Genomic DNA, 25,187 nt, shown 5'->3' with positions numbered 1-25,187 from the left:
ATGAATAAAATTTTTTGATAGAAAAAGGAGCGGACTAATTATGTCATTGAAGCATGTTATGGAGTTATACGAGGTAATGGATAGTATGTATGTAAATGGTGAAGTTATGAAAGAGTATTTACACAATATTAATCCAGCAGCAGATGTAGTAGTTAAAACAATTAAAGGTGAAAATGGCTCAACCGATTTTGTCCGCGTTCTAGTGAAAGGTAAGAATGGTAAATCCTCAGGTGGCTATGCGCCTACATTAGGAATCATCGGTCGCTTAGGCGGTATTGGGGCACGCCCTGAAATGACGGGCTTTGTATCGGATGGAGATGGTGCACTAGCCTGTATGGCCTCCGCTGCAAAAGCGATTGATATGGCTTTAAAAGGTGACCAGTTAGAGGGGGATGTAATTTTCTCCACTCATATTTGTCCAACTGCACCCACTTTACCACATGAGCCAGTGCCATTTATGAATTCTCCAGTCGATATTAGCGTCATGAACGAGAATGAAGTGGAAGAAACAATGGATGCTATTCTTTCAATTGATACAACAAAAGGTAACCAAGTATGTAACCATAAAGGATTTGCCATTACACCAACAGTTAAAGAAGGTTACATATTAAAAATTAGTGATGATTTGCTTCAAATTTACACGCAATCAGCAGGTATTGCACCAGTTGTACTGCCGCTAACAATGCAAGACATTACCCCATATGGGAATGGTTTATTCCATATCAATAGTATTTTACAACCCGCTGTGGCGACATCAAGTCCTGTTGTAGGGGTAGCAATTACAACCGAATCTATCGTGGCAGGCTGTGCAACAGGTGCAACACATGTTACAGATGTAGAGAATGTTGTTCGATTTGTCTTAGAAGTGGCGAAAACGTACGGTGCACATAAATGCTCTTTCTTTGATGAAAAGCAGTTTACACATATGAAAAATTTATACGGTAGCATGAAGCATTTGCAAACTAAAGGAAATGAGGTACAAGCACATGAATGACTTACAAGCACTAAAATTGCAACTAGTAGATGAAGTGGAAAATCATCAAGAAGAGTTAATTGATTTTTGTTCGAAACTCATTCAAATTCCAAGTGTGAATCCTCCAGGAGATACGACTGAAATAACTGCCTTTATCGAGCACTATCTAAATGATGTAGGCATTGCTTACCAAAAATATGAGGCTGCGGATAAAATGTTTAATTTAGTAGCTTCTATTGGAAATGGTGAAGGCAAAGAACTTGTTTATTGTGGGCATACAGATGTTGTGCCTGTTGGAGACTTATCTAAATGGGATTTTGATCCTTTCTCTGGAGAAGTGAAGGATGGTTGGATGCTTGGGCGTGGTGCAAGCGATATGAAAGCAGGTTTAGCAGGTATTATTTTTGCTACAAAACTACTCAAGAAATTGAATATTGAATTGCCAGGAAAATTAACATTAGCCATTGTACCTGACGAAGAAACTGGTGGGGAATTTGGTGTTCCTTGGTTGTTGGAGCGAGGTTTAGTTAAGGGTGATGGATGTTTAATTGCAGAGCCTTCATCTCCATTAAATCCGACAATTGGGCAAAAAGGCTCCTACTGGTTTGAATTAGAAGTGCATGGGGAACCTGGACATGGTAGCTTATCACCTTTAGCGGGTCGTAATGCAATTAATGATGCAATCCGAGCTATTCAAGAAATTCGCACATTATGGGACATGAATATTGTCATTCCTGAAGAAGTACAGCCACTAATAGAAGTATCGAAAAAATATATGCGTGAAGTGGAGAAAGACCGCCTGAAATATCAAGAAGTACTAGAGAAAATTACTGTAAATATTGGTACAATTGAGGGAGGTACGAAGTCCAATGTTATCCCAGATTATTGTAAGGTACAGGTCGATTGTCGGTTACCATTCGGTATTACACAGGAGGAAGTAACGGAAATCTTGAAGAATAAATTAGATGCCTTAGACATTGAGTATTCGATCAGACGTTTTGGTTTCAAAAGTGTAGCCAATTATACCCCAGCTGAAAATCCCGTTTGCCAATCGATTGTGGATAATATTTCATTTGTAACAGGATTAGAAGCTTATGGTGTTATGCAATGGGCAAGCAGTGATGCTCGACATTTCAGACAGTATGATATTCCGGTTTTGCAATACGGCCCGGCCTATTTACCAAGCATTCACGGGTATAATGAAAAAGTGCGTGTTGAGGATATCGTACGCTGTGCAAAAGTATATATTACTGCTGCTATTGATTTCCTCTATCAAAAGTAAGAGATTAGCTACTCTCTTACTTTTGATAAAGTGATATCAGGTGCTGACGGCTGTTAAATCTTTCAATTAATCCCCCTTAAGAGAGGGATTTGCAGCCGTTTGTACAGATAAATAGATCAAAAGGATGAGAGATATGCTAAAGACGTTAAATTTATCAATTGCGGTTTTAAAGATGTTTACAAAGGAAAAGCCTGTATGGGGTGGTCGAGAGTTAGCGATGGCGATGAACATGAATCATACAAATTTATATCGCATTCTCGAAACATTTGAGAATAATGGGTTTATTACAAAGGATCCAGTAACCAAAAAGTACTCCTTGGGTATTGCATTATGGGAAATTGGTATGAATATGTATGATTCATTAAACATAGATCAGCTATGTATGCCTGTTCTTGATAACTTAAAGGATGTTACTGGTGAAACCGCCATATTTACAGTTTTAAATGGATTGGAAGCGTTAACTTTATTAAAAGCGGAGCCTGTGAATAAGGTGAAGTTTACTGTTTCAAGAGGAAGTAGATCTCCGCTTTATGTAGGTGCTTCCTATCGTTCTATGCTTGCTTTCCTAAGTGATGAGCAAATTTCTAAGGTTATTGATGAACCGCTAACCGCTTATACGACCAATACGATGACGAATGCAAATGACATACGGTTAGAGCTTGAAAAAATACGTAGCTGTGGTTATGCACTCAGTAACAGTGAATATTCCGTCGATGTATTGGCACTTGCTATGCCTATATTTAATAGTGATGAAAAGGTCGTAGCCTCTATCACTGTTTCTGGCCCTATCTACCGATTTACGGAACAACGAGTACCTGAATTTTTGGGTCCTTTAACAGATGCTAGAAATGAAATAGAAGGAATCATTCGTAGATATCATTTGAATTTTAATTAAGGAGTGCTACTATGCAGCATTTACATGATATTGCACTGAAGGTATTAAAAGATCATTTAAATGTTCAATCGTCAGAAACGCTTTTAATTTTGACAGATGTTCAAAAGCAAGACTTAGCAACAATCTTTTATGAGGCTGGGCTAACAATAACGGCTAATACAATGCTTATGGTTATGCCGTTATTGGAGAAATCAGGACAGGAGCCTATTCATGCAGTTTCATCGCTTTTGGCAAATGCTGATGTCTCACTTTGTTTGACTACTCACTCCTTGACACATACAGCAGCCCGTAAAAATGCCTGTGAAAAAGGTGGTCGTGTAGCGACTATGCCAGGTATTACGTGGGAGATGCTGGAACAAGGTGCGCTTCATGCAGATGCGCAAGAGATTGAGGAAATGGTAGAAAAATATGTCCAGCTTCTCGATAAGGCGGCAGGAATTCGAATTGTTAAGGATGGTCATGAGCTAACATTTAGTGTAGAAAACCGCTTAGGCATTCGTTCGACTGGCGTTATTCGCCAAGCAGGAGAGCATGGTAATATTCCCTCCGGTGAATCCTATATTGCGCCAATAGAGACATCTGCAAATGGTGAAATTTTAGTGGATGGTTCTATTGCTAATATTGGAGTCTTAAAGGAACCATTATTATTAAAAATTTCTAATGGACGATTAGTAGAAGCAATTGGTCCGGATGGTCCTCGATTGCTAGAGTTACTTGGCGAAGAGAATGGTCGGATCATCGCAGAGTTCGGCATTGGAGCTAATAAAAGTGCTATGTTATGTGGTAATGTATTAGAAGATGAGAAGGTCTATGGGACAATCCATATCGCATTCGGTAGCAATGTACCATTCGGTGGAGCAAATACAGCGGATGTCCATATTGATTGTGTAGTGAAAAATCCGGTTGTTTATTTCGATGGTGAACGAGTCATTTAATGTAAAGCGTGTCTTCATTTGAAGCACGCTTTTTTGCTTGCTTACACTATATTTAAAGTTGCTTGTTTCTGTATGATTACTCTATAGTTAACTTAGATAAACTAGAGGGATTTAAATGATTTGCACTTAGTGGAAATGCAATCCCAACAAAACAGAAATTAGGAATTCACGATGCCTGTAAGTGAAGGCAATGAAAAATGACTTCTGTTATTCAGCATGAAAGAACGTGAGGTTGAAGATATGTTAACATTTACAGATTTACATGGCCTGCGCGTAGAATTGAGTTTTACGAGAGGGGAGTCTACCGTAGAACCCAAACACGTCCTTGTTTTATTAAAGCATCAAAATAAGTGGCTATGTACTATACATAAACGACGTGGTGTCGAGGTGCCAGGTGGCAAATTGGAGAAAGGCGAAACGCTAGAGGATGCAGCTATAAGGGAAGTATTTGAAGAAACCGGTGTCCGTGTGAAAAATCTTCAATGGTTTGCAGAATATGCGGTTCATGATGACATATTATTTTGTAAAACGGTTTTTACTGCACAATTTGCTGGGCAGGAGGACATTGAATTTGATTTAGAAACATCCGGTATGCTGTGGTTATCTGATGAGGAATTTACCCATCATCCAAACTTGAGCTTTCATATGAAGGATGAAGGAATGAAGAAAATGCTGGAGGAGTTGAAACGACGTGACAAAAAATGGTGATATCGTTGAAAAGCGCGCCTATCCTTCACCCAATCCAGCAATACGTTTAACTGAAATTACTTATATGTCACAGGGCTTGCGAATAAAAGGACTTCTAGCAGAGCCGAAAACTGAGGGTACATATGATGGCTTTTTATATTTAAGAGGGGGTATGCAAAGCATAGGTATGGTAAGACCCTCACGTATTGCCCAATTTGCCGCTCAAGGCTTTATCGTCTTTGCACCGTATTATCGTGGAAATAGAGGTGGCGAGGGCAAAGATGAGTTTGCAGGGGCGGATCGTTATGATGCTGTTTTTGCTGTTGATGTACTGAAGCAATTTTGCAATGATAATATTCATGTTTTTGGCTTTTCGCGTGGAGGCATCATGGCTCTATGGACAGCAATTTTACGAAGGGATATTACTTCCGTTGTGACATGGGCTGGAGTTTCTGATGCAACGGCCACTTACTGGGAACGTACAGATATGCGACGGATGATGAAACGCGTTATCGGAGGAACACCAAACCGTGTACCGGAAGCCTATGATGCTCGTACACCTTTGTTTGAAGTAGAGCATATAACAGCTCCAGTGTTAATTATTCATGGCTATCAGGATGAGAATGTGGATATAGAGCATGCTAGACAACTGGCATTTTTCTTAGACGATGCTAATAAAACATACGAAACATGGTATGACCTTCATTATGCACACCAATACCCGCCAGCTAAAAATCGTGAAACCGTACGTGCTCTTTGTGAATGGATGAAGCAACACTAGAAAATGAAATTATTAAGGCCCCTTCTTAAATAGCTATCATCTGGAGATGAATAGGTATTCTAAAAGAAGGGGCACTTTATTATTTCATATAAGTTTCTAAGAAATACTGAATCGTTTCCCAATAGAGCTCGCCAGCTACGCTTTCCGCCTCGCCATGACCAGCACCTTCGACAAGTAATTTTTGCTTCGGTACATTTGCTGCCTCATATACGTCATTCAACATGGTCGAAGGGACAAAAGTATCGTTGTCTCCATGAATAAACAGCATAGGGGTTTTCGATTTTGCCACTTGATCAACAGCACTAGCTTCTCCCAGAGTATAGCCTGCTTTTAATTTAGTTACGACTGAAGAGAATTGCATAATTGGGAATGAAGGCAAGTGAAAGATTGCTTGTAATTGATAGGAAAATTCATCCCATACGGAAGAATAACCGCAATCCTCAATGATTGCCTTTACATTTGACGGCAAATCCTCGCCTGAAGCCATCATCACAGTGGCGCCTCCCATTGAAACTCCAAATAGCACAATTTCAGCATCTTTATTCCCGTTTACAATGTCGTCAATCCATGAAACAACATCAAAACGATCATGCCACCCCATGCCGATATAATCACCTTCACTTTGACCATGTCCTCTTGCATCGGGAATTAGCACATGATAGCCCATATCATAAAATTGTTTAGCATACTTAGTCATTTGTGTACCATCACTTGAATAGCCATGGAAAATAATTGCCCATTTGTCCGTGGGCTGGCTGTTTTGGATAGCGTAAGCATGCAGATTAAGAGAATCATAGGATTGAATAGCCTTCTCCTCATAATGCTTGTTAAACCATTGCTCACGGTCCTCTTTCTCTTGAGCCTCATTTGAATTGCTATCAATTAAATTATGGGGGGCATCTAGAACAGCTGTTTTATCAGTATCCGGATTTAATGCCAGATTATAAAAGTAGTTGCCTGCAAAAAAACCAGCACCAATAAATAATGCCAATAATATAGTAATGATTGCTACTAGTAATTTGTATTTTCTTTTCATATGTATCTCCCTATATTAGCTTCATCTATGTTTTATGGGAAAGAAAAAGAGAACGAATTATCTCGTTCCCTTTTCTTGTTCTAGTTGTTATTTTAATGGGCCACCAAGTGTAGTGATGGCTTCAGAAACGTTTGCAAATTTCTGGAAGTTTTCGTTGAATAAACCTGCAAGTTCAGCAGCTTTTGCATCGTATGCAGCTTTATCTGCCCATGCTTCACGAGGATTTAACACTTGTGAAGGTACACCTTCAACTGCTGTTGGGATGTGTAAACCAAATACAGCATCTTGTGTCGTTTCAACATTTGTTAATTTACCATCGATAGCTGCGCGCACCATTGTACGTGTATAAGAAAGCTTCATACGGCTACCAGTACCATATTCTCCACCAGTCCAACCAGTGTTCACTAGGAATACCTGTGCGCCATGTTCGTCAATTTTTTGACCTAACATTTCTGCATAAACTGTTGCAGGAAGTGGAAGGAATGGAGAACCGAAGCAAGTAGAGAATACTGGTTCTGGCTCTGTTACACCACGTTCAGTTCCAGCAAGTTTTGAAGTGAAACCACTTAAGAAGTGATACATAGCTTGCTCTTTTGTTAATTTACTGATAGGAGGTAAAACGCCAAACGCATCAGCTGTTAGGAAGATGATTGTTTTTGGATGACCTGCTACAGAAGGATCAACAATGTTTTCGATGTATTGAATCGGATAAGCTACACGTGTATTTTCTGTTAATGATCCATCATCATAATCACAAATACGAGTTTCTGGATCAACAGCTACGTTTTCTAAAACAGAGCCGAAGCGGATTGCATTGTAGATTTCTGGTTCTTTCTCAGCAGAAAGGTTGATCGTTTTTGCATAGCAACCACCCTCAATATTGAATACACCATTATCAGACCAGCCGTGTTCATCGTCACCGATAAGCTTACGGTCTGGATCAGCGGATAATGTTGTTTTACCAGTACCAGATAGACCGAAGAATAATGCTACATCGCCAGCTTCACCAACGTTTGCTGAACAGTGCATAGAAAGGATACCTTGTTGTGGTAATAAGTAGTTCATAATACCGAAAATAGATTTTTTCATTTCACCAGCATATTCAGTACCACCAATTAAGATAATTTTCTTTTCAAGTGATACAATGATGAATGTTTCAGAAGCAGTACCGTCAACCGCAGGATCTGCTTTAAAGTTAGGAGCTGAGATGACAGTGAAGTCTGCAACATGCGAAGCTAATTCGTCTTTAGTTGGACGGATAAATAATTGATGAGCGAAAAGGTTGTGCCAAGCGTATTCATTAATAACTTGGATGCTTAATTGTGAATCTTTGTCAGCACCAGCAAAGCCTTTGAATACAAATAATTCATCTTGTTCTTTTAAATATTTTATTACTTTTACATACAGGTTATCGAACACTTCAGAGGAAATTGGTTGATTGACTTTACCCCAGTCAATTTGATCTTTTGTGCTTTCTTCTTCTACTGTATATTTATCTTTAGGTGAACGACCAGTGTATTTGCCAGTTTCTGCACGAACTGCGCCATCTACTGTTAACATTGCCTCACCACGAGAAGTAGCTTTTTCTGCTAATTGTGGTACTGAAAGTTGAACGTTAATGTTACCGCCGCTTAATAATTCCTTCAGTTCGTTTGCAATTTCTACTGAATTCATCGATTAAATACCATCCTTTTTTATAGTATTCCCTTGATTTAGAGGGATTTTTTCTTAATTTCAAAAATAGTATAACACAATTGGTTAAATAATCTATACTAATTAAGAAATTATTTTAGAGTTTTTATTACTTTTCAATAAACTGACAAAAAATAATGTTTTTCGAGTAGAAAACATTCAATGCTACAGTAAATTGTCTAAAATTTGAGCCACACATATGTTACCACAAGATGCTAGGTATGTTGTAGGGATTAATTTTCTTCTGTTTACATCATCACCCAAGAATGAAAATTTTTATGGTGATTATTTGTTCCTTCCTTACTATACAGTAATACATAAGAAAATATTTGACAACGTTCTACCTTTTCAGTAACATGAAAATTGAACGGATACTCTTATCCCGAGCTGGTGGAGGGTCAGGCCCTGTGAAACCCGGCAACCTGCATGAATTATTTCACGACATGCGTTGGTGCCAACCTGATGCAAGGGAAAATCCCTTGAACGATAAGAGTGAAAGGTAACGAAGTCATTATTCCTTTCCTCATGTATAGTAACGTGAGTAAAGGATTTTTTTATTGTTAAAAATCAATGTAAAGGTAAGTATATGTAGTTCTTTCCTTATTATAATGACGGATCTTTCGAAATCCTCGTGTTAAAAGTAGCAGTTATTTTTTCACGTAAAGTGAAATGACAACAACAGCGGCTTGAGAGTTCAATCCTTAGGAGCGGACTTGACATGGGTAATGAGTACCGTATTCAAATACTTTTTGTAAGAGTAATAGGAGGAAAACTAAATGACAAAACGTCGACTGTTTACATCAGAAAGTGTAACAGAAGGGCATCCAGATAAAATTTGTGACCAGATTTCGGATGCCATATTAGATGCTATTTTAGCAGAAGATCCAAATGCACGTGTAGCGTGTGAGACAACTGTAACAACAGGATTAGTATTAGTAGCGGGAGAAATTACTACTTCTACTTATGTAGATATCAAAGGTATTGTACGTGATACTGTGGCAGAAATCGGATATACACGTGGGAAATATGGCTTTGATGCTGAAAATTTAGCGGTACTTGTAGCAATTGGTGAGCAATCTCCAGATATTGCTCAAGGTGTTGACCAAGCTTTAGAGGCTCGTGAGGGTTCTATGACAGATGCAGATATTGAAGCAATTGGTGCAGGGGACCAAGGCTTAATGTTTGGCTATGCATGTAATGAAACACCTGAGCTAATGCCGTTACCAATTAGCTTAGCTCATAAGTTAGCACGTCGTTTAACTGAAGTTCGTAAATCTGGTGAGCTAGCTTATTTACGCCCCGATGGTAAAACACAAGTAACAATTGAATACGATGACAATAACGTACCTGTACGTGTCGATACAATTGTTATTTCAACACAGCATGATGAAGAAGCAACACTTGAACAAATTCAGGCTGATCTAAAACAACTTGTGATTGCTCCTGTTGTGCCAAGCGAATTATTAGATACAAAAACAAAATACTTTATCAATCCGACTGGCCGTTTCGTCATTGGTGGGCCAAAAGGAGATGCTGGTTTAACGGGCCGTAAGATAATTGTTGATACATACGGTGGCTATGCACGACACGGTGGCGGTGCATTCTCAGGTAAGGATGCAACAAAAGTTGACCGTTCAGCTGCCTATGCGGCACGTTATGTAGCTAAAAATATTGTAGCAGCTGGTTTAGCAGAACGCGCTGAAGTCCAGTTGGCGTATGCAATTGGCGTGGCACAGCCTGTTTCCATTGCTGTTGATACATTTGGTACAGGAAAAGTGAAGGAAAGCGAAATCGTAGAATGGGTTCGTGAGCTATTTGATTTACGCCCAGCAGGAATTATTAAAATGCTTGATCTTCGTCGTCCAATTTATAAACAAACTGCAGCCTATGGTCACTTCGGTCGTACAGATTTAAATGTACCATGGGAACAAACTGATAAAGCTGACGCATTACGTGTAAAAGCACGTCTGTAAACTATTGTGCTAAAGTGCTGAAGTCGTTAGAAAATTATTCTAATGTATGATGAACAAAAGGGGCTTTTCTGCCCCTTTTGTTTTTTTGCAAAAATGCCCCGCCTTTATTCCTTGAACAATGGTCATGGAAAGCGAGGGATTTTTTATAATGAATGTATTCTTTATAAGCTTTTATTTTTGTAGAGATTTATAATACTGACCTTTTTCTACGTATTCACGTACGATACGCTCCATATCCTCTTTATCCTCAGCGTTTAATTCTCGGACAACTTTCGCTGGACGACCTAATGCTAAGCTATTTGGAGGTATGACTTTACCAGGAGGCACAAGACTTCCGGCTCCAATAAATGCACCCTCTCCAATCTCTGCTCCGTCTAAAATAATGGAGCCCATACCGATTAAGGCATTTTTTCGAATGGTACAGCTATGTAAAGTCACTTGGTGTCCTACTGTGACCTCATCTTCAATGATGAGTGGAAACCTAGGACTTTGATGTAAGCAGCAAAGATCTTGGATACTTACCCGTTCACCAATAATTGTTGGTGAAACATCGCCACGAATTACGGTATTAAACCAAATAGTTGTTTCAGCTCCAATTGTTACGTCTCCGGTAACAGTTGCATAATCGGCAATAAAAACAGATGGATCGATCTTTGGTGTTGTATCTTTAAATGGATAAATCATGAGAATCGCCTCTTTTCTTTCTGTAGATATAGTATTATCGTATCAAATACGCAACTTTAAGGAAATATAAAATTAAAATGTGCTGTTATTTCGATATAATCAAATTGTAATTATTTTTTAGGAGGACTATGTGAATGTGGAAATGGGAAGCTGATGGACAAGCAAAGGCTGTGATTGCTATTCTTCATGGTGCTTATGAAAACCACCGTTGGTATGCATGGCTTATAGAAAAATTAAGAATGGAAGGCTTCCACATAGTCATGGGGGATCTACCGAATCATGGCATCAATGCAAGATTTGCGCGTGTCCATGATGAGGACTTCAAATTGTACAATAAATATACAAGAAATCTCATTGAGAATGCCTTTTCATATAATTTGCCAACCTTTGTAATAGGGCATGGATTAGGCGCTACTTTAGTTCTTCATACCATGCAAAAGAAAAAGTATGAGTGTGCAGGTATTATTTTGACATCACCCTGGCTGCATTTGAAGCTTTTACCAGGTAAATTATCAAATGCTTTAACGAGTTTGAGTGCATTAACAGCAAATGTTAAATTGACGCATGACCTGACATTTGAAACATTAACGCGCAGTGTTGAGGGTAGAGAGGAAATGAAGGATGATATTCCATTTATGTCTGTTGTTTCAGTGAAATGGTATCGTGAGCTTCAACAGATGATGAAAAATTTAGTTATGCTACCTAAGCATGAATTTCCTAATATGCCTATGTTAATTATGACAGCTGAAAAAGATAAAATTACGGAAACTCGACAAATGCGCAATTGGCTTCATCAGCAAGAGCTAACCGAGTTTCAATTTAAAGAATGGGCAAATTGTTATCATAATTTATTTCATGAAGTAGAGCGTGAAGAGATTTTTATGTATATTCGAGATTTTATCAATAATGCTCTTAGACGGATTGGATATATAATAAAATAGTTTCGACACCTTCCAAATAATAGGATCCTTACTTAAATATTGTTACTTAAATATAATATTGTAATTTTCTGAAAAGTGTAATAATATAGTGACTTAAAGTAAGGTAATTCAAATTGGAGGGGTAAGATGGATGTAGTTGTTGGCAAATTGAATGACATATTATGGGGACCTTGGTTTATTTATGGTATCTTGTTGATTGGGCTTTTTTTCTCAGTCATTACAAGATTCCTGCAAGTAAGACTTATTAAAGATATGTTTGTGTTAATGTTTAAGGGGGAGAAATCAGAAAAGGGGATTTCCTCCTTCCAAGCAATGTCTATCGCACTATCGGGTCGTGTAGGTACAGGGAATATTGCCGGTACTGCAACAGCTATTGGGATGGGTGGACCTGGTGCTGTCTTTTGGATGTGGGCAATTGCTTTTATTGGTGCGGCAACCGCATATGTAGAATCAACATTAGCGCAAATCTATAAAGAAGAGAAAGATACTGAATATCGTGGTGGACCGGCCTATTACATAGAAAAAGGAATGGGTCAAAAATGGTTTGCAGTGATTTTCGCTGTAGCTGCTTTGATTGCTATGTTAATACTTATGCCAGGTGTGCAATCGAATGCCATTGCAGGAGCTGTTGAAAACGCTTTCGGTATTGAAACTTGGATTACAGGACTAATTATTGTCGTTTTACTTGGTGCTATCATTATTGGGGGCGTTAAATCGATTGCCAACGCTGCACAGGTAATTGTACCGTTCATGGCAATAGCCTATATTATTATGGCAATTATTATAATCGCTATGAATATTTCAGAGGTACCATCCGTCTTTGCTTTAATTTTCTCAAGTGCATTTGGAGCACAAGAAATATTTGGAGGTATTATTGGCTCCGCAATTGCTTGGGGTGTGAAACGAGGAATCTATTCAAATGAGGCTGGTCAAGGGACTGGGGCGCACCCAGCTGCCGCAGCAGAAGTATCCCACCCTGCTAAACAAGGGATTGTCCAAGCAGCGTCTGTATACATTGATACCTTATTAATTTGTTCAGCTACAGCCTTTATGATTTTATTTACGGGTATGTATAATGTACAAGATGAAAAGGCAGCCGAAGGAACAGATCCATTTATCCATGTTGGGGAATTCAATAAAGGCGGCTTAACGGGTGATGAGCAAATGACATTTGCTAAGAGTATTCAGGAAGGTGCTGCGTATACGCAATATGCAGTTGAATCATCCTTACCTGGACTTGGTGCACCATTTGTAGCTATCGCACTATTCTTCTTTGCCTTTACAACGATTATGGCGTATTACTATATCGCTGAAACAAATGTGGCTTATTTATTTAGAGGTAGTACCGAAAAGGTCTTCATCTGGATTGCGAAAATAGCGATTTTAATTGCAGCATTCTATGGCACAATCCGTACGTCTGGACTCGCTTGGGCAATGGGGGATGTAGGTCTTGGTCTGATGGTATGGATTAACGTTTTAGCCATTTTAATTATTATGAAACCGGCTATCGTTGCTTTAAAAGATTACGAGAAACAGAAAAAAGAAGGAAAAGACCCTGTCTTTGATCCTCGTAAACTAGGCATTAAAGGCGCAGATTTCTGGGTAGACTATAATGAAAAACGTAAAAATAAATAGGTAAAGAGAAAGGCTAACTAATAGTTCCCACTATACTATTAGTTAGCCTTTTAAATTGTCTATAAATTAGGATAATCCTTCATCTTTTCTAACGCAATGACGAATGGAGGGTCATTTTGCTGATTGAGAAATTCGTATTTTAAGACATGGACATATTTTTGTGGAAGTTGGCTGACAAAGTCTATTACAGTATCTCGTTCTTCTTTGCCACCAGGGTGACCATGATAAATAACAAGGATGATTAAACCGCCAACCTTTAAAAGCTTAAGCAAGTCTTCAATAGCCTGAATCGTTGTACTAGGCTTGGTAATAATATCATGATTGCCACCCGGCAAATAGCCGAGATTAAAAATGGCTGCGGCTACTTTCTTGTGTACGAAATTGGCTACTTCTTCATGCCCTTTATTTAAAACAAGGGCGCGATGTTCTAAACCATGGTCTAGTAGACGATGTAGTGTTGCGTCGACTGCTTCTTTTTGGACATCAAAAGCATAAACTTGTCCTTCATCCCCGACTAGCTGTGCTAAAAACAGCGTATCATGGCCATTTCCGGCAGTGGCGTCAACAACTGTATCTCCTTCTTCCACACTATCTTTTAGTAGCTGTTGAGCATATTGTAAAACTCGTTGTAGTTTCATTTAACAACCTCAGTCTTATAAAATTTCCCCTGCCAACTACCACGGCGCTCCAATTCGGCATCGATGCCATTCAATACTTCCCATTTATTAACGCTCCACATTGGACCAATCATTAAATCTATAGGTCCATCACCTGTAATGCGATGAATGACCATATCGGGTGGTAAAATTTCTAGCTGATCAGCGACTAGTTTTGTATAAACATCCTGATCTAAAAACTCGAGCATCCCTTTTTCATATTGCTTCACCATTGGTGTCCCTTTTAATAAATGAAGTAAGTGGATTTTAATACCTTGGACATCTAGCTTCGCCACTGCTCGTGCAGTTTCCATCATCATGTCATAATCTTCAAGCGGTAGACCATTTATAATATGTGAGCAAACACGAATACCATGCTTTCGAAGTTTTTCAACGCCCTCCACATAGGTTGCATAATCATGTGCACGATTAATAAGATTGGCAGTTTTTTCATGAACGGTTTGAAGACCAAGCTCAATCCATAAATACGTACGCTTGTTTAATTCTGCTAAATATTCTACAACATCATCTGGTAAACAATCAGGTCGAGTAGCAATAGAAAGACCTATAACACCTTCCTGCGCCAAAGCAGCTTCGAATTTTTCCTTTAACACTGGGAGCGGGGCATGTGTATTCGTATAGGCCTGAAAATAAGCCATATATTTGCCGTCTTTCCATTTTTGGTGCATTTTGTCTCGAATTTCAGCGAATTGAACTTCAATCGGATCAACCTTGTTGCCTGCAAAATCACCTGAGCCTGCAGCGCTGCAAAATGTACAGCCGCCAAAGGCAACCGTACCATCACGGTTTGGACAATCAAAGCCAGCATCTAATGCTACTTTAAATACTTTGTGACCAAATTGATCGCGTAAATAGCGATTCCATGTATAGTATCTTTTCCCTTCAGAAGGAAAAGGAAAATTAATTTCTGTCATCTATTTCACTCCTCTAACGCCTTATTTTATCATGAGCATCTCGTTCCGTCATGGGGTAAGGATATATCATGAAAGATGTTGCTCCAATTTTCGCTTGGATCTAGTGAATTATAGCTATTCATAGCCTTTAATAAATTGTAAAAAAGGTAAAATTATTTTCCTTGTACTTTTAAGTATTTCAGCATAAACTAGCTATTTAGAGACGCGAAATAATGGAGGACATCAAATGCCAAAACGTGTTTGGTTTTTAATTATCGGAATGCTTGTGAACACAACAGGCAACTCATTTTTATGGCCTTTAAATGCCATATATATGCATGATTATTTAGGGAAAACGCTGGCGATGGCTGGCTTTGTCCTGATGCTAAATTCTGCTGCGGGTGTTTTAGGCAATCTATTAGGTGGTTACCTATTTGATAGAATAGGTGGTTATAAAGCCATCATGCTTGGAATCCTTTTAACAATTGCTTCATTAATAGGCTTAACGCTTTGGCACGGGTGGCCGCATTATGTATGGTTTTTAACGATATTAGGCTTTAGTGGGGGTATTGTTTTTCCTAGTATGTTCGCATTGGCTGGAGCAGCCTGGCCAGAGGGTGGGCGAAAGGCCTTTAATGCCATCTATTTGGCTCAAAATGTGGGTGTAGCTGTAGGTCCTGCACTTGCAGGTGTGGTGGCCGATTATCAATTTGACTATGTGTTTAAGGTCAATTTAGGGATGTATATTTTATTCTTTATTATTGCTTTGCTGACATTTAAACGTTTAGAGGTAGGGAGTATTGCACCAAAGAATGTGGTTGGTGAAAGTAAGCGAATCATTAACAAGGCACCATTCTATGCCTTATTAATCATTAGTTCATCCTCCGTTTTATGTTGGCTAGCCTATTCGCAATGGAGTGCAACAATTTCATCCTATACGCAAGATTTAGGTTTAGGATTAAAGCAGTATAGTTTACTATGGACGATTAATGGTCTGCTAATTGTGATAGGGCAGCCGCTCATTGCACCGCTTATCAAACGTTGGGAGCATCAGTTAAAACGTCAATTGGTTTTTGGTGTCATCTTAATCGCTATATCCTTTGGTATTATCGCGTTTGCGAGTGATTTTAAAATGTTTGGTGTAGCCATGCTTGTCTTAACTTTCGGAGAAATGTTTTATACACCAGCATTACCAACTATTGCAAATCAACTTGCCCCAAAAGGTCGACAAGGCTTCTATCAGGGTATTATTAACAGTGCTGCGACTGGTGGACGTATGATCGGTCCTTTGTTTGGTGGAATTATGGTGGATCAATATGGCATGATTCCTCTCGTTTTAACTTTAGTAGTCATTGTGCTGTTCGCGATTATACCATGTCTTATTTATGATTATCCTCTCAAGAAGAACAACATAGTAGTAGATTCATAGTGAATAAATGCAAAGAGCAAATCGAGTGTTACACACTTGGTTTGCTCTTTTTTTCATAGTGGATATTGAAAAATTATCAATATAGGCTTACAATCATACATATTCAAATATTTGAATATGTAGTTGTATGGGGGGATTTATTTTATGGAAGAAGGATTGCAGCAGTTTAAGGCAGATTTTTTTAAAGCGTTAGCACATCCATTACGTATTAGAATACTGGAACTTCTTGTAGAAGGTCAGAAGAGTGTCAATGAGATTCAAGATTGCTTAGAGAAAGAGGGATCCGCCGTTTCTCAGCAGCTAAGTGTATTACGCGCTAAAAATATCGTTTATGGAGTGAAAGAAGGCAAGAAAGTTTACTATTCTTTAAGCGATCCGATGATTGGTGAATTACTTGGTGTGGCCAAGGATATTTTTAATAACCATTTAGTTCATACCATTTCAAGATTAGAGGAAATGACAAGTAATGATAGTGACGAAGAAAATAAGTAACCTCCATAATGTGGAAAAGTTATGCTTTGCTTATTATTGGGAAGGGAAGATTTATCTATGAAGTCACTGTTTACAGGACGTTTTGAAGGGTATTCAGTCCATCATGCTAAAAAGGATTTATTGTCCGGAATCATTGTTGGAATCGTTGCTATTCCACTTGCAATGTCCTTTGCTATTGCATCAGGTGTAAAGCCTGAATATGGTATTTATACGGCTTGTATTGCAGGTGTTTTGATTTCCATTTTTGGTGGATCAAAATATCAAATTGGAGGACCTACAGGGGCTTTTGTGCCGATTCTTTTAGGAATTGTCCTAACGTATGGCTATGAGGATTTATTACTGGCAGGTTTAATGGCGGGGGTATTGCTTTGCTTAATGGGCATTTTTAAGCTAGGGACCTTAATAAAATTTATTCCCCGTCCTGTAACAATTGGTTTTACAGCAGGTATAGCAGTAATTATTTTTACAGGTCAAATTGCCAATTTTTTAGGACTAACCAATATGACAAGACATGAGTATTTTATAGCGAATATTCAAGAGATAGGAAAGCAAATTGGAACTACTAATATTTTCAGTATTTTAACAGCAGTCATTTGTTTCATAACAATAATGATGACACCTAAATTCTTTCCAAAGGTTCCCGGTGCATTAGTGGGTATTATAGTCTCCACTCTTGTGGCGACTTTCTTTTTTTCAGGTCAAGTGGCTACGATTGCCACAGCCTATGGTCAAATACCTAATACATTACCCTATTTCGCAATACCTACTATTACAATCGAGCGCCTACAGCAGCTTATTGGACCTGCATTTGTCATCGCGATGCTTGGAGGTATCGAGTCGTTGTTATCTGCAGTCGTGGCAGACGGGATGACGAATAGCAAGCATAATAGTAATCGAGAGCTAATCGGTCAAGGAATTGCCAATATCGTAACGCCGATGTTTGGAGGAATACCTGCGACAGGAGCGATTGCTCGTACTGCAACTAACATTAAAACAGGGGCAGTATCCCCAATGTCGGGTATCATCCATGGTGTGTTTGTATTAATCACCTTATTGTTATTAGCACCATATGCTTCCCATATACCTTTAGCAAGTATGGCACCCGTATTAATGGTAGTTGCTTGGAATATGAGTGAACGTAAGCATTTTGCTCATATTATAAAATTGAAATCTGGTGATTCGCTCGTTTTATTAATTACCTTTTTATTAACCGTATTTACTAGCCTTACATTAGCGGTAGAAGTAGGGCTTGTGTTAGCCGTGCTATTGTTTGCAAAACGCATGAGTGAAAAGCTTGTTGTGACAAAGGTACTACCAGACCATTCGAATAAAAGCGAGAAGGTGCAGCATCATGTCGTTCACCAACAGCATGATTGTCCACAAATAAGCTTGTATACCATCGAAGGTCCACTGTTCTTTGGTGCAGCACAAAGATTTGAACAAACGATAGCAAGCACTTTACAACAGCAATCTAGAGTTTTGATATTACGCATGGGGAAAGTGCCCTTTATGGACTCTACGGGTGAAGCATATTTTAGCAATATCATTGACAATTTTACAGCACAGGGTGGCAACATTTTGGTAACAGGGGTACAGGATGACTTAAAGATAGCCCTTCAGCAAAATGGACTTTACGATAAAATTGGAGCCCATCATTTTTATCAGCATACAGGAGAAGCGATTACAAGAGCCTTCAGCTATTTGGACAGAAATCGATGTATTGGATGTCAGCATTTTGCTTTTCATGAATGCAAAGAATTCTCTAAATCTGAGGAAAAAAAGGAATTAATTGTTCAGTAATGGGTAAGCTGTAAACAAAGGCTTGTGCTTTTCAATACTTTCCATTAGAATAAATGCAATATCATGTAAAGACTGTGATGAGGAATAGTAGATTTGTGGTTCTTTTTAGAGAGCTAGCGGCTGGTGAAAGCTAGTAGGAAAGCAAATCGAACTCGCCTACTGAGTCTGCCCGCGTGAAATAGCGTGTGTCGTTTCTTCCGCGTTAAGGAAGCTTGAGCCGAGTGTAATCACTAATTTGGGTGGTACCGCGGGAGTGCAAATTCTCTCGTCCCTTCTATAAGGAAGGGGCGAGTTTTTTTATTTTTTAAATATTTTGTCAATTCTAATGAAGAGCAGCAAGATTCATTGAAGGAGGAAAAAAAATGAGTTTTAATCATCAACAAATTGAAAAAAAGTGGCAGCAATATTGGGCTGATAACAAAACATTCAAAACTGAAAATGAAACAGAAAAGCCTAAATTCTTTGCATTAGATATGTTCCCATATCCATCTGGCGCTGGACTACACGTAGGACATCCAGAAGGATATACGGCGACAGATATTCTATCACGCTTTAAACGTATGCAAGGCTATAATGTATTACATCCAATGGGCTGGGATGCGTTTGGTTTACCAGCGGAGCAATATGCACTTGATACGGGGAATGATCCGGCAGAATTTACAGCGAAAAATATTGCGACATTCAAACGTCAAATTCAAGAGCTAGGTTTCAGCTATGATTGGGATCGTGAAATTAACACGACTGATCCAGAGTATTATAAATGGACACAATGGATTTTTATCCAGCTTTATAACAAAGGTTTAGCTTATGTGGATGAAGTAGCTGTTAACTGGTGTCCAGCACTTGGTACGGTATTGGCGAATGAAGAAGTAATTGATGGCAAATCAGAGCGTGGTGGACATCCAGTAGAACGTCGACCAATGAAGCAATGGATGCTTAAAATTACTGCCTATGCAGATCGTTTAATTGATGACTTAGAGGAAGTTGATTGGCCAGAGTCTATTAAAGATATGCAGCGTAACTGGATTGGACGTTCAGAAGGAGCAGAGGTAACATTTGGTATCGATGGGACTGATGAGAACTTTACCGTGTTCACAACTCGCCCTGATACACTATTTGGCGCTACATATTGTGTGCTTGCACCTGAGCATAAATTAGTGGAACAAATAACGACAGCTGATCAACGTCAAGCGGTTGAAACTTATTTAGAAAAAGTTAAAATGAAGTCTGATTTAGAGCGTACAGATTTAGCAAAAGAAAAAACTGGCGTATTTACAGGTGCCTATGCAGTAAATCCGATTAACGGTAAAAAAGTGCCAATTTGGATTGCAGACTATGTATTAGTGTCTTATGGAACAGGTGCTATTATGGCGGTTCCTGCACATGATGAGCGTGACTATGAATTTGCATCAGCATTCAATTTAGACATTGTTCCTGTTCTTGAAGGTGGGGACATTAGTAAAGAAGCATTTACAGGTGATGGGCAACATATTAACTCTGATTTCCTAAATGGCTTAAATAAAGTAGAGGGTATTGCTAAAGCAATTGAATGGTTAGAGCAAAAAGGCGTTGGAGAGAAGAAGATATCTTATCGTCTGCGCGACTGGCTATTCTCTCGTCAGCGTTACTGGGGAGAGCCTATTCCAATGATCCATTGGGAAGATGGTACGATAACAGCAGTTCCAGAATCGGAATTACCGTTAATGCTACCGAAAACAGATAATATCCGTCCTTCAGGAACTGGTGAATCACCATTAGCTAACATTGCAGAATGGGTCAATGTTGTAGATCCAGAGACAGGTAAAAAGGGACGCCGTGAAACAAATACAATGCCGCAATGGGCAGGATCTAGCTGGTACTTCTTACGCTATATCGATCCTACCAATACAGAAGCAATTGCAGACCCAGAATTACTAAAACGCTGGTTACCAGTTGATATTTATATTGGTGGAGCAGAGCATGCTGTATTGCATTTACTATACGCACGCTTCTGGCATAAAGTGTTATATGATTTAGGCGTTGTTCATACGAAAGAGCCATTCCAGAAATTATTTAACCAAGGTATGATTCTTGGTGAAGGTAATGAAAAAATGTCTAAATCTAAAGGGAATGTTGTGAACCCAGACGAAATCATTGAGTCACATGGTGCAGATACATTGCGTCTTTATGAAATGTTCATGGGGCCACTTGAGGCTTCTGTAGCTTGGTCTACAAATGGTTTAGATGGGGCACGTCGCTTCTTAGATCGTATTTGGCGTCTACTTGTCAATGAAGAGGATGGAACGATTTCAGCGAAAATTCAAGTGTCTAATGATGCAACATTAGAAAAATCATACCACCAAACAGTGAAAAAAGTGACAGAGGATTATGAAGGTATCCGCTTTAATACTGCTATTTCACAAATGATGGTATTTATCAACGATTGCTATAAAGCTGAAGTAATCCCAACAGCTTATGCGGAAGGCTTTGTTAAAATGTTGGCACCAATGGCTCCTCATATCGCAGAAGAGCTTTGGAAGCTATTAGGTCATGAAGGAACACTTTCTTATGAGCAATGGCCAACATACGATGAGTTAAAACTTGTAGATGATGAAGTGGAAGTAGCGGTGCAAGTTGCTGGTAAAGTTCGTGCCAAAATTGTCGTAGCTAAAGATGCTTCAAAAGAAGACATTGAAAAAATAGCGCTTGCAGATGAAAAAGTACAAGAATATATGGCAGGAAAGAGCTTAGTAAAAGTTATCGTTATTCCAGGCAAACTTGTAAATATTGTCGTTAAATAAAGAGACATAATTTCAAATGTGCATTACTAAAACTTAGTTATCAAAACCTAAATTAAAAAAAGATAAATAAATCAAAGGACAAAACATATTTTATATCACTAATATGTTTTGTCCTTTTTAAATTAGTATTTGAAGTGAAGGAATGGATAGATCCCATTCAAGAGCAGAACCTCTTTAAACTATTATTCAGAACGTTGAAAAGCTGAAAGAACACTCATTTGTTTAAGAGTTAAAACAAATGAGTGTTCTTTTTTATGCTATTCCAGTTCACGTGTGCCCACACCTTTACTTATACTACAAGTAAATTTCCTTTGTCATAAAATTACAATGAAATGCATACTCGTGTCCACATATCTATTTTGTCTTGCCAAAGTGAGATGATAGGAAGTTACAATACAGAAAAACTGCACCCAACCATCGAGTGCAGTTTAAAAAATAGTCCCATATTCAATTTAAATAATCAAGCCAACAATTATTGCCGTTAAAATACTTACAAGTGTCGCTCCATAAAGCAACTTTAAGCCGAAACGTGCAACAACATTTCCTTGTCTTTCATTTAACCCTTTGACTGCCCCAGAAATAATACCAATGGATGAAAAGTTAGCAAAGGATACTAGGAATACAGAAATAATACCTAGCGTACGTTCGCTCATTGTGTTCTCAATTTCTCCAAGGTTGATCATAGCAACAAATTCATTCGTTACTAATTTAGTGGCCATTATTCCTCCAGCTGAAACAGCATCTGCCCATGGGATACCCATTAGGAAAGCAATTGGTGCAAAGATATAGCCTAATATTTCTTGGAAAGAAACACCGATAATCATATCAAACAATGAATTGATTAAATCCATTAATGCTACGAAGCCAATCAGCATGGCTCCAACAATGATGGCTACCTTAAAGCCATCCATAATATATTCACCAAGCATTTGGAAGAAAGCTTGCTTCTGCTCATCTTCAATGGTTAAGATATCTTCCTCTTCTTTTACGGTATACGGATTAATGATGGAAACAATTATAAAACCACCAAATAAGTTTAAAACAATCGCCGTTACGACATATTTTGGTTCAATCATCGTCATGTACGCGCCAACAACTGACATAGAGACGGTCGACATCGCGGATGCACATAATGTATACATACGCTGAGGAGTGACCTTGTCTAATTGTTTTTTGACTGTAATGAATACCTCAGATTGACCTACCATTGCTGAAGCAACAGCATTATAGGACTCCAATTTTCCCATGCCACTTACTTTACTTAAAAAATAACCGATCCATCTCATGAGGAAAGGAAGGATTTTGAAATGCTGTAAAATCCCGATTAACACAGATATAAAGACAATTGGTAATAAGACACCTAAGAAGAATGGAGATTCTCCTTCATTCGCTATACCACCAAAAACAAATGATATACCTGTATTTGCGTAGGATAATAAATGATCAAATACATTTGTTATTCCTTTGATTAGAACATAACCAATCGTTGTATTTAGAAGTAAAGCCGCTAATATAAATTGAATGATTAACATAATCAATATATATTTATATTTTATTTCTTTTTTGTTTTTACTCATTAACAGAGCTAAACCAAAAACAAGTAGCAATCCACAAAGGGATATTAAGTATTTCATAAATTCCTCCATAAGTATAATTTAGGGCGTTTGAATCCAAGACAACAAATATTCTTTTGCTCAAAATGTTCCATCTAAAAATTTGCAGAACAACCAAAGAACTTAATTTGTCAGACGTCAGACAAACAATCTCACTATAACAGTTTTTTAACTAGCTATTCAAGAGTTAAAAGAAAAAAAGTATGCGACTTGGCATACGAAAAGGACGAATCCAGTATCAAAACAACTAAATCATTTCTTTATATGACATACTTACAGGATGATTTCCCTGAATGGGGGAACTCAAAACTACTTCTTGCATAAAGTTGTTCACATCCATTCAAAATAACATCACCTTCAAATGTGGAAACATATTTTATTGTGTGATGTTTTTGAAATATTATGTCCATCGTTTAAATGAAACATAGTTTTTGAAAAGATTATTTCTTTTTTTGGAAACCAAATGACCCATCATTACGACTATAAAGTGAATATACATTGGAGGTGTTACGGTGAGTGAGCATTTAGAGGCGGTCATGGAGGAGCATGGAGAATATTGTTTACGAGTGCGAGTGGCGTATTTATATGTAAAGGACTGGACGATAGCTGAGGAAATTGTTCAAGATGTATTTTTTGCCTATTATCGTCAACCGGATCGCTTCGAACAAAGATATTCTTTAAAAAACGTTTTTTAAAGAAGACAAACGCCTGAACCCGCTATTTTGCGAATTCAGGCGTTTTTATCTTCCGTTTCAGTCTGTAGCATTAATTGATAAATACTAGATATCATAAAGCTAGCTGCTAATCCGTAAAGAGCATTGAAGCTTAAACCAACACCGATCCCTATGATGATGGAAAACAGTATGACAAGCCAGTTATGTTTATGAATATGACGATTCGTAAATAAAAGAATAAACATAAACGGTAGCATGGTAATGTGAAGAAATGCGAAAGAATAAATAACTCCTAAAATCGTTAAATCGATAGATAAGAAAAAGGTAAATAAAAGGATGAGTAGACCAATTAGATAAAAGTAATAGGGCCTTTTCTTCACAAAAAATCGTTTGGTTGCCCGCAAATCCACAAGTAAGGTTGTGATAATGGCCAACAGTACAATGACAAGGAAAGCAAATGTCAGAAACCCAGGCTGTACTTCATATAAAAACGTAAAAATTAGAATTTGAAACTGACCAAATGAGCCACTATATAAAGCAATCATTAAAATAGCTGTAAAGGATAGCGTTAATAAAGCTAAAATCACACCTGAAGAAAACAGGCTGCGACCTACTTTTTTTGGCTTAATAAAGGCGATTAAATACCATGTTGATTTATCAAAGAGAACTTGTCCTAAAACGGCTAGTTGAATAATGACATAGAACAGCAGGATTTCACTATTTTTAAAATAAAATAAATAAGGGTGATACAAGCGAATACCTTCATAAACGGTGCTAGCACCATTTTGTACAAAATAATAAATAGGGATAAAAATAAGTAAAGAAAATAAAGCGATGATAAATAATATTTCTAGCCACAATATACTTTTCACAGACATCATGCGATCCAGGAGGAGCATGCCCACCAAAAATAACAAAATTGTGACGGGGACTGGTATGGTTAACATAATTTCAGATAACACACTAATGCTTATTAATTGTATTAACCAAAGTTCAATGCCTGTTAAAAGGTAAAGAAATCGTATGACTTTTAAATTCATACCACTCAATTTTTTCTGTATCGTAAAGAGTAAAAAGCTTTGTGTATGCTGGTTTTGTGTGTAATCACTCTTTTTTAATAATGAGCCCAGTATGACAAATGAAATGGCTGTCGCTAATGTATAACAAATGCCCGCCATAAAGCCATACGAAATAAGGGCAGAAGGAGAGGACAATAGTAAATTACCATTAATCCATCTCGCTAAAAGTATGATGACACCTGCTGCTGTGCTTAAACTTGCAAATGGTACGAGCAATGAAAATTTCTTTAGCATAT

21 protein-coding genes, 1 riboswitch and 1 other annotated feature are annotated in these 25,187 nt (G+C 38.1%); of the genes, 14 read left to right on the top strand and 7 right to left on the bottom strand.

Annotated elements, in window-relative coordinates:
* Nucleotides 1-40: 40 nt before the first annotated feature.
* The 6 genes from MKY80_RS17650 to MKY80_RS17625 all read left to right on the top strand — a co-directional run bounded on the left by MKY80_RS17650 (nt 41) and on the right by MKY80_RS17625 (nt 5,553).
* Complete coding sequence (locus MKY80_RS17650) at nt 41-994, top strand: DUF1177 domain-containing protein (protein WP_008180369.1); 954 nt, start codon at nt 41-43, stop codon at nt 992-994.
* Nucleotides 987-2,255, top strand: a complete 1,269-nt coding sequence (locus tag MKY80_RS17645; protein WP_090003230.1) for an ArgE/DapE family deacylase — start codon at nt 987-989, stop codon at nt 2,253-2,255. The genes MKY80_RS17650 and MKY80_RS17645 overlap by 8 nt, the downstream gene beginning before the upstream one ends.
* A gap of 133 nt (nt 2,256-2,388) precedes the next feature.
* The gene (locus MKY80_RS17640) at nt 2,389-3,150 is read left to right on the top strand and encodes an IclR family transcriptional regulator (RefSeq protein ID WP_043990725.1); all 762 of its coding nucleotides are present in this window, start codon (nt 2,389-2,391) and stop codon (nt 3,148-3,150) included.
* An 11-nt stretch (nt 3,151-3,161) separates the two neighbouring features.
* Nucleotides 3,162-4,085 carry an aminopeptidase gene (locus MKY80_RS17635; protein ID WP_090003229.1) on the top strand — a complete coding sequence of 308 codons (924 nt, stop codon included), beginning with the start codon at nt 3,162-3,164 and terminating at the stop codon, nt 4,083-4,085.
* Nucleotides 4,086-4,301: 216 nt separating this feature from the next.
* Nucleotides 4,302-4,793: an NUDIX domain-containing protein gene (locus tag MKY80_RS17630; RefSeq protein ID WP_342530487.1), complete on the top strand. Its 492-nt coding sequence runs from the start codon at nt 4,302-4,304 to the stop codon at nt 4,791-4,793.
* Nucleotides 4,777-5,553 carry a prolyl oligopeptidase family serine peptidase gene (locus MKY80_RS17625; RefSeq protein ID WP_239354785.1) on the top strand — a complete coding sequence of 259 codons (777 nt, stop codon included), beginning with the start codon at nt 4,777-4,779 and terminating at the stop codon, nt 5,551-5,553. Before MKY80_RS17630 ends, MKY80_RS17625 begins: the two co-directional genes overlap by 17 nt.
* 79 nt (nt 5,554-5,632) lie before the next feature.
* Here the strand turns inward: MKY80_RS17625 and MKY80_RS17620 are convergent, their stop codons facing one another.
* A complete protein-coding gene (locus MKY80_RS17620) occupies nt 5,633-6,589 on the bottom strand; it encodes an alpha/beta hydrolase (protein WP_089985603.1) in 957 nt (318 codons plus the stop codon).
* Between the two features lie 87 nt (nt 6,590-6,676).
* Nucleotides 6,677-8,263 (bottom strand): phosphoenolpyruvate carboxykinase (ATP), encoded by a 1,587-nt coding sequence (gene pckA / locus MKY80_RS17615; RefSeq protein WP_089985604.1) that lies wholly within the window; start codon nt 8,261-8,263, stop codon nt 6,677-6,679.
* A gap of 392 nt (nt 8,264-8,655) precedes the next feature.
* Nucleotides 8,656-8,774: riboswitch (SAM riboswitch) on the top strand.
* Nucleotides 8,775-9,057: 283 nt separating this feature from the next.
* Here pckA and metK point away from each other — a divergent pair.
* On the top strand, nt 9,058-10,254 hold the full coding sequence (metK, locus tag MKY80_RS17610; RefSeq protein WP_008176639.1) for a methionine adenosyltransferase: 1,197 nt from the start codon (nt 9,058-9,060) through the stop codon (nt 10,252-10,254).
* Nucleotides 10,255-10,425: 171 nt separating this feature from the next.
* Here metK and MKY80_RS17605 read toward each other — a convergent pair whose 3' ends face one another.
* A complete protein-coding gene (locus MKY80_RS17605; protein ID WP_171365988.1) occupies nt 10,426-10,938 on the bottom strand; it encodes a gamma carbonic anhydrase family protein in 513 nt (170 codons plus the stop codon).
* A gap of 134 nt (nt 10,939-11,072) precedes the next feature.
* Between MKY80_RS17605 and MKY80_RS17600 the strand changes: the two genes are divergently transcribed.
* Together MKY80_RS17600 and MKY80_RS17595 are read left to right on the top strand one after the other, a co-directional pair.
* Nucleotides 11,073-11,879 (top strand): alpha/beta hydrolase, encoded by an 807-nt coding sequence (locus tag MKY80_RS17600; RefSeq protein ID WP_008176643.1) that lies wholly within the window; start codon nt 11,073-11,075, stop codon nt 11,877-11,879.
* Between the two features lie 126 nt (nt 11,880-12,005).
* Entirely contained in the window at nt 12,006-13,514 is a 1,509-nt protein-coding gene (locus MKY80_RS17595) for an alanine/glycine:cation symporter family protein (RefSeq protein WP_008176644.1), read from the top strand.
* Between the two features lie 59 nt (nt 13,515-13,573).
* Here the strand turns inward: MKY80_RS17595 and MKY80_RS17590 are convergent, their stop codons facing one another.
* Both MKY80_RS17590 and MKY80_RS17585 read right to left on the bottom strand, forming a co-directional pair.
* The gene (locus MKY80_RS17590) at nt 13,574-14,152 is read right to left on the bottom strand and encodes a class I SAM-dependent methyltransferase (protein ID WP_089985606.1); all 579 of its coding nucleotides are present in this window, start codon (nt 14,150-14,152) and stop codon (nt 13,574-13,576) included.
* A complete protein-coding gene (locus tag MKY80_RS17585; protein WP_089985609.1) occupies nt 14,149-15,105 on the bottom strand; it encodes a TIGR01212 family radical SAM protein in 957 nt (318 codons plus the stop codon). The genes MKY80_RS17590 and MKY80_RS17585 overlap by 4 nt, the downstream gene beginning before the upstream one ends.
* 226 nt (nt 15,106-15,331) lie before the next feature.
* Here MKY80_RS17585 and MKY80_RS17580 point away from each other — a divergent pair, with 226 nt between their 5' ends.
* From MKY80_RS17580 to leuS, 4 genes are all read left to right on the top strand, one after another.
* Nucleotides 15,332-16,513 carry an MFS transporter gene (locus tag MKY80_RS17580; RefSeq protein ID WP_008176650.1) on the top strand — a complete coding sequence of 394 codons (1,182 nt, stop codon included), beginning with the start codon at nt 15,332-15,334 and terminating at the stop codon, nt 16,511-16,513.
* Between the two features lie 144 nt (nt 16,514-16,657).
* Nucleotides 16,658-17,005, top strand: coding sequence for a metalloregulator ArsR/SmtB family transcription factor (locus tag MKY80_RS17575; protein WP_008176651.1), 348 nt, complete (start codon nt 16,658-16,660; stop codon nt 17,003-17,005).
* Between the two features lie 57 nt (nt 17,006-17,062).
* Nucleotides 17,063-18,805 carry a SulP family inorganic anion transporter gene (locus MKY80_RS17570; RefSeq protein ID WP_107922373.1) on the top strand — a complete coding sequence of 581 codons (1,743 nt, stop codon included), beginning with the start codon at nt 17,063-17,065 and terminating at the stop codon, nt 18,803-18,805.
* 65 nt (nt 18,806-18,870) lie between these two features.
* Nucleotides 18,871-19,081 (top strand) — a binding site (T-box leader).
* Nucleotides 19,082-19,167: 86 nt separating this feature from the next.
* Nucleotides 19,168-21,585 (top strand): leucine--tRNA ligase, encoded by a 2,418-nt coding sequence (gene leuS / locus MKY80_RS17565; RefSeq protein ID WP_107922374.1) that lies wholly within the window; start codon nt 19,168-19,170, stop codon nt 21,583-21,585.
* Nucleotides 21,586-22,037: 452 nt separating this feature from the next.
* On the opposite strand, the gene MKY80_RS17560 is transcribed toward leuS, so the two are convergent.
* Nucleotides 22,038-23,219: a nucleoside transporter C-terminal domain-containing protein gene (locus tag MKY80_RS17560; protein WP_043990191.1), complete on the bottom strand. Its 1,182-nt coding sequence runs from the start codon at nt 23,217-23,219 to the stop codon at nt 22,038-22,040.
* A 491-nt stretch (nt 23,220-23,710) separates the two neighbouring features.
* On the opposite strand from MKY80_RS17560, the gene MKY80_RS17555 reads away from it, so the two are divergent.
* Nucleotides 23,711-23,893 carry a sigma factor gene (locus tag MKY80_RS17555; RefSeq protein WP_342530475.1) on the top strand — a complete coding sequence of 61 codons (183 nt, stop codon included), beginning with the start codon at nt 23,711-23,713 and terminating at the stop codon, nt 23,891-23,893.
* Between the two features lie 35 nt (nt 23,894-23,928).
* On the opposite strand, the gene MKY80_RS17550 is transcribed toward MKY80_RS17555, so the two are convergent.
* A complete protein-coding gene (locus tag MKY80_RS17550) occupies nt 23,929-25,185 on the bottom strand; it encodes a permease (RefSeq protein ID WP_342530473.1) in 1,257 nt (418 codons plus the stop codon).
* Nucleotides 25,186-25,187: the final 2 nt, after the last annotated feature.

This window comes from Lysinibacillus sp. FSL R5-0849 (genome assembly GCF_038595075.1).
GTDB classification, from domain to species: domain Bacteria; phylum Bacillota; class Bacilli; order Bacillales_A; family Planococcaceae; genus Lysinibacillus; species Lysinibacillus fusiformis.
Note: the sequence above shows the minus strand (reverse complement) of the source record. Positions and strands in the feature narration are given on the sequence as shown.

Bases quoted from the DNA above. Each gene is read 5' to 3' on its own strand.
- MKY80_RS17650 (WP_008180369.1), top strand. From the start codon at position 41: ATGTCATTGAAGCATGTTATGGAGTTATACGAGGTAATGGATAGTATG.
- MKY80_RS17645 (WP_090003230.1), top strand. From the start codon at position 987: ATGAATGACTTACAAGCACTAAAATTGCAACTAGTAGATGAAGTGGAA.
- MKY80_RS17640 (WP_043990725.1), top strand. From the start codon at position 2,389: ATGCTAAAGACGTTAAATTTATCAATTGCGGTTTTAAAGATGTTTACA.
- MKY80_RS17635 (WP_090003229.1), top strand. From the start codon at position 3,162: ATGCAGCATTTACATGATATTGCACTGAAGGTATTAAAAGATCATTTA.
- MKY80_RS17630 (WP_342530487.1), top strand. From the start codon at position 4,302: ATGAAAGAACGTGAGGTTGAAGATATGTTAACATTTACAGATTTACAT.
- MKY80_RS17620 (WP_089985603.1), bottom strand. From the start codon at position 6,589: ATGAAAAGAAAATACAAATTACTAGTAGCAATCATTACTATATTATTG.
- pckA (WP_089985604.1), bottom strand. From the start codon at position 8,263: ATGAATTCAGTAGAAATTGCAAACGAACTGAAGGAATTATTAAGCGGC.
- metK (WP_008176639.1), top strand. From the start codon at position 9,058: ATGACAAAACGTCGACTGTTTACATCAGAAAGTGTAACAGAAGGGCAT.
- MKY80_RS17605 (WP_171365988.1), bottom strand. From the start codon at position 10,938: ATGATTTATCCATTTAAAGATACAACACCAAAGATCGATCCATCTGTT.
- MKY80_RS17600 (WP_008176643.1), top strand. From the start codon at position 11,073: ATGTGGAAATGGGAAGCTGATGGACAAGCAAAGGCTGTGATTGCTATT.
- MKY80_RS17595 (WP_008176644.1), top strand. From the start codon at position 12,006: ATGGATGTAGTTGTTGGCAAATTGAATGACATATTATGGGGACCTTGG.
- MKY80_RS17590 (WP_089985606.1), bottom strand. From the start codon at position 14,152: ATGAAACTACAACGAGTTTTACAATATGCTCAACAGCTACTAAAAGAT.
- MKY80_RS17585 (WP_089985609.1), bottom strand. From the start codon at position 15,105: ATGACAGAAATTAATTTTCCTTTTCCTTCTGAAGGGAAAAGATACTAT.
- MKY80_RS17580 (WP_008176650.1), top strand. From the start codon at position 15,332: ATGCCAAAACGTGTTTGGTTTTTAATTATCGGAATGCTTGTGAACACA.
- MKY80_RS17575 (WP_008176651.1), top strand. From the start codon at position 16,658: ATGGAAGAAGGATTGCAGCAGTTTAAGGCAGATTTTTTTAAAGCGTTA.
- MKY80_RS17570 (WP_107922373.1), top strand. From the start codon at position 17,063: ATGAAGTCACTGTTTACAGGACGTTTTGAAGGGTATTCAGTCCATCAT.
- leuS (WP_107922374.1), top strand. From the start codon at position 19,168: ATGAGTTTTAATCATCAACAAATTGAAAAAAAGTGGCAGCAATATTGG.
- MKY80_RS17560 (WP_043990191.1), bottom strand. From the start codon at position 23,219: ATGAAATACTTAATATCCCTTTGTGGATTGCTACTTGTTTTTGGTTTA.
- MKY80_RS17550 (WP_342530473.1), bottom strand. From the start codon at position 25,185: ATGCTAAAGAAATTTTCATTGCTCGTACCATTTGCAAGTTTAAGCACA.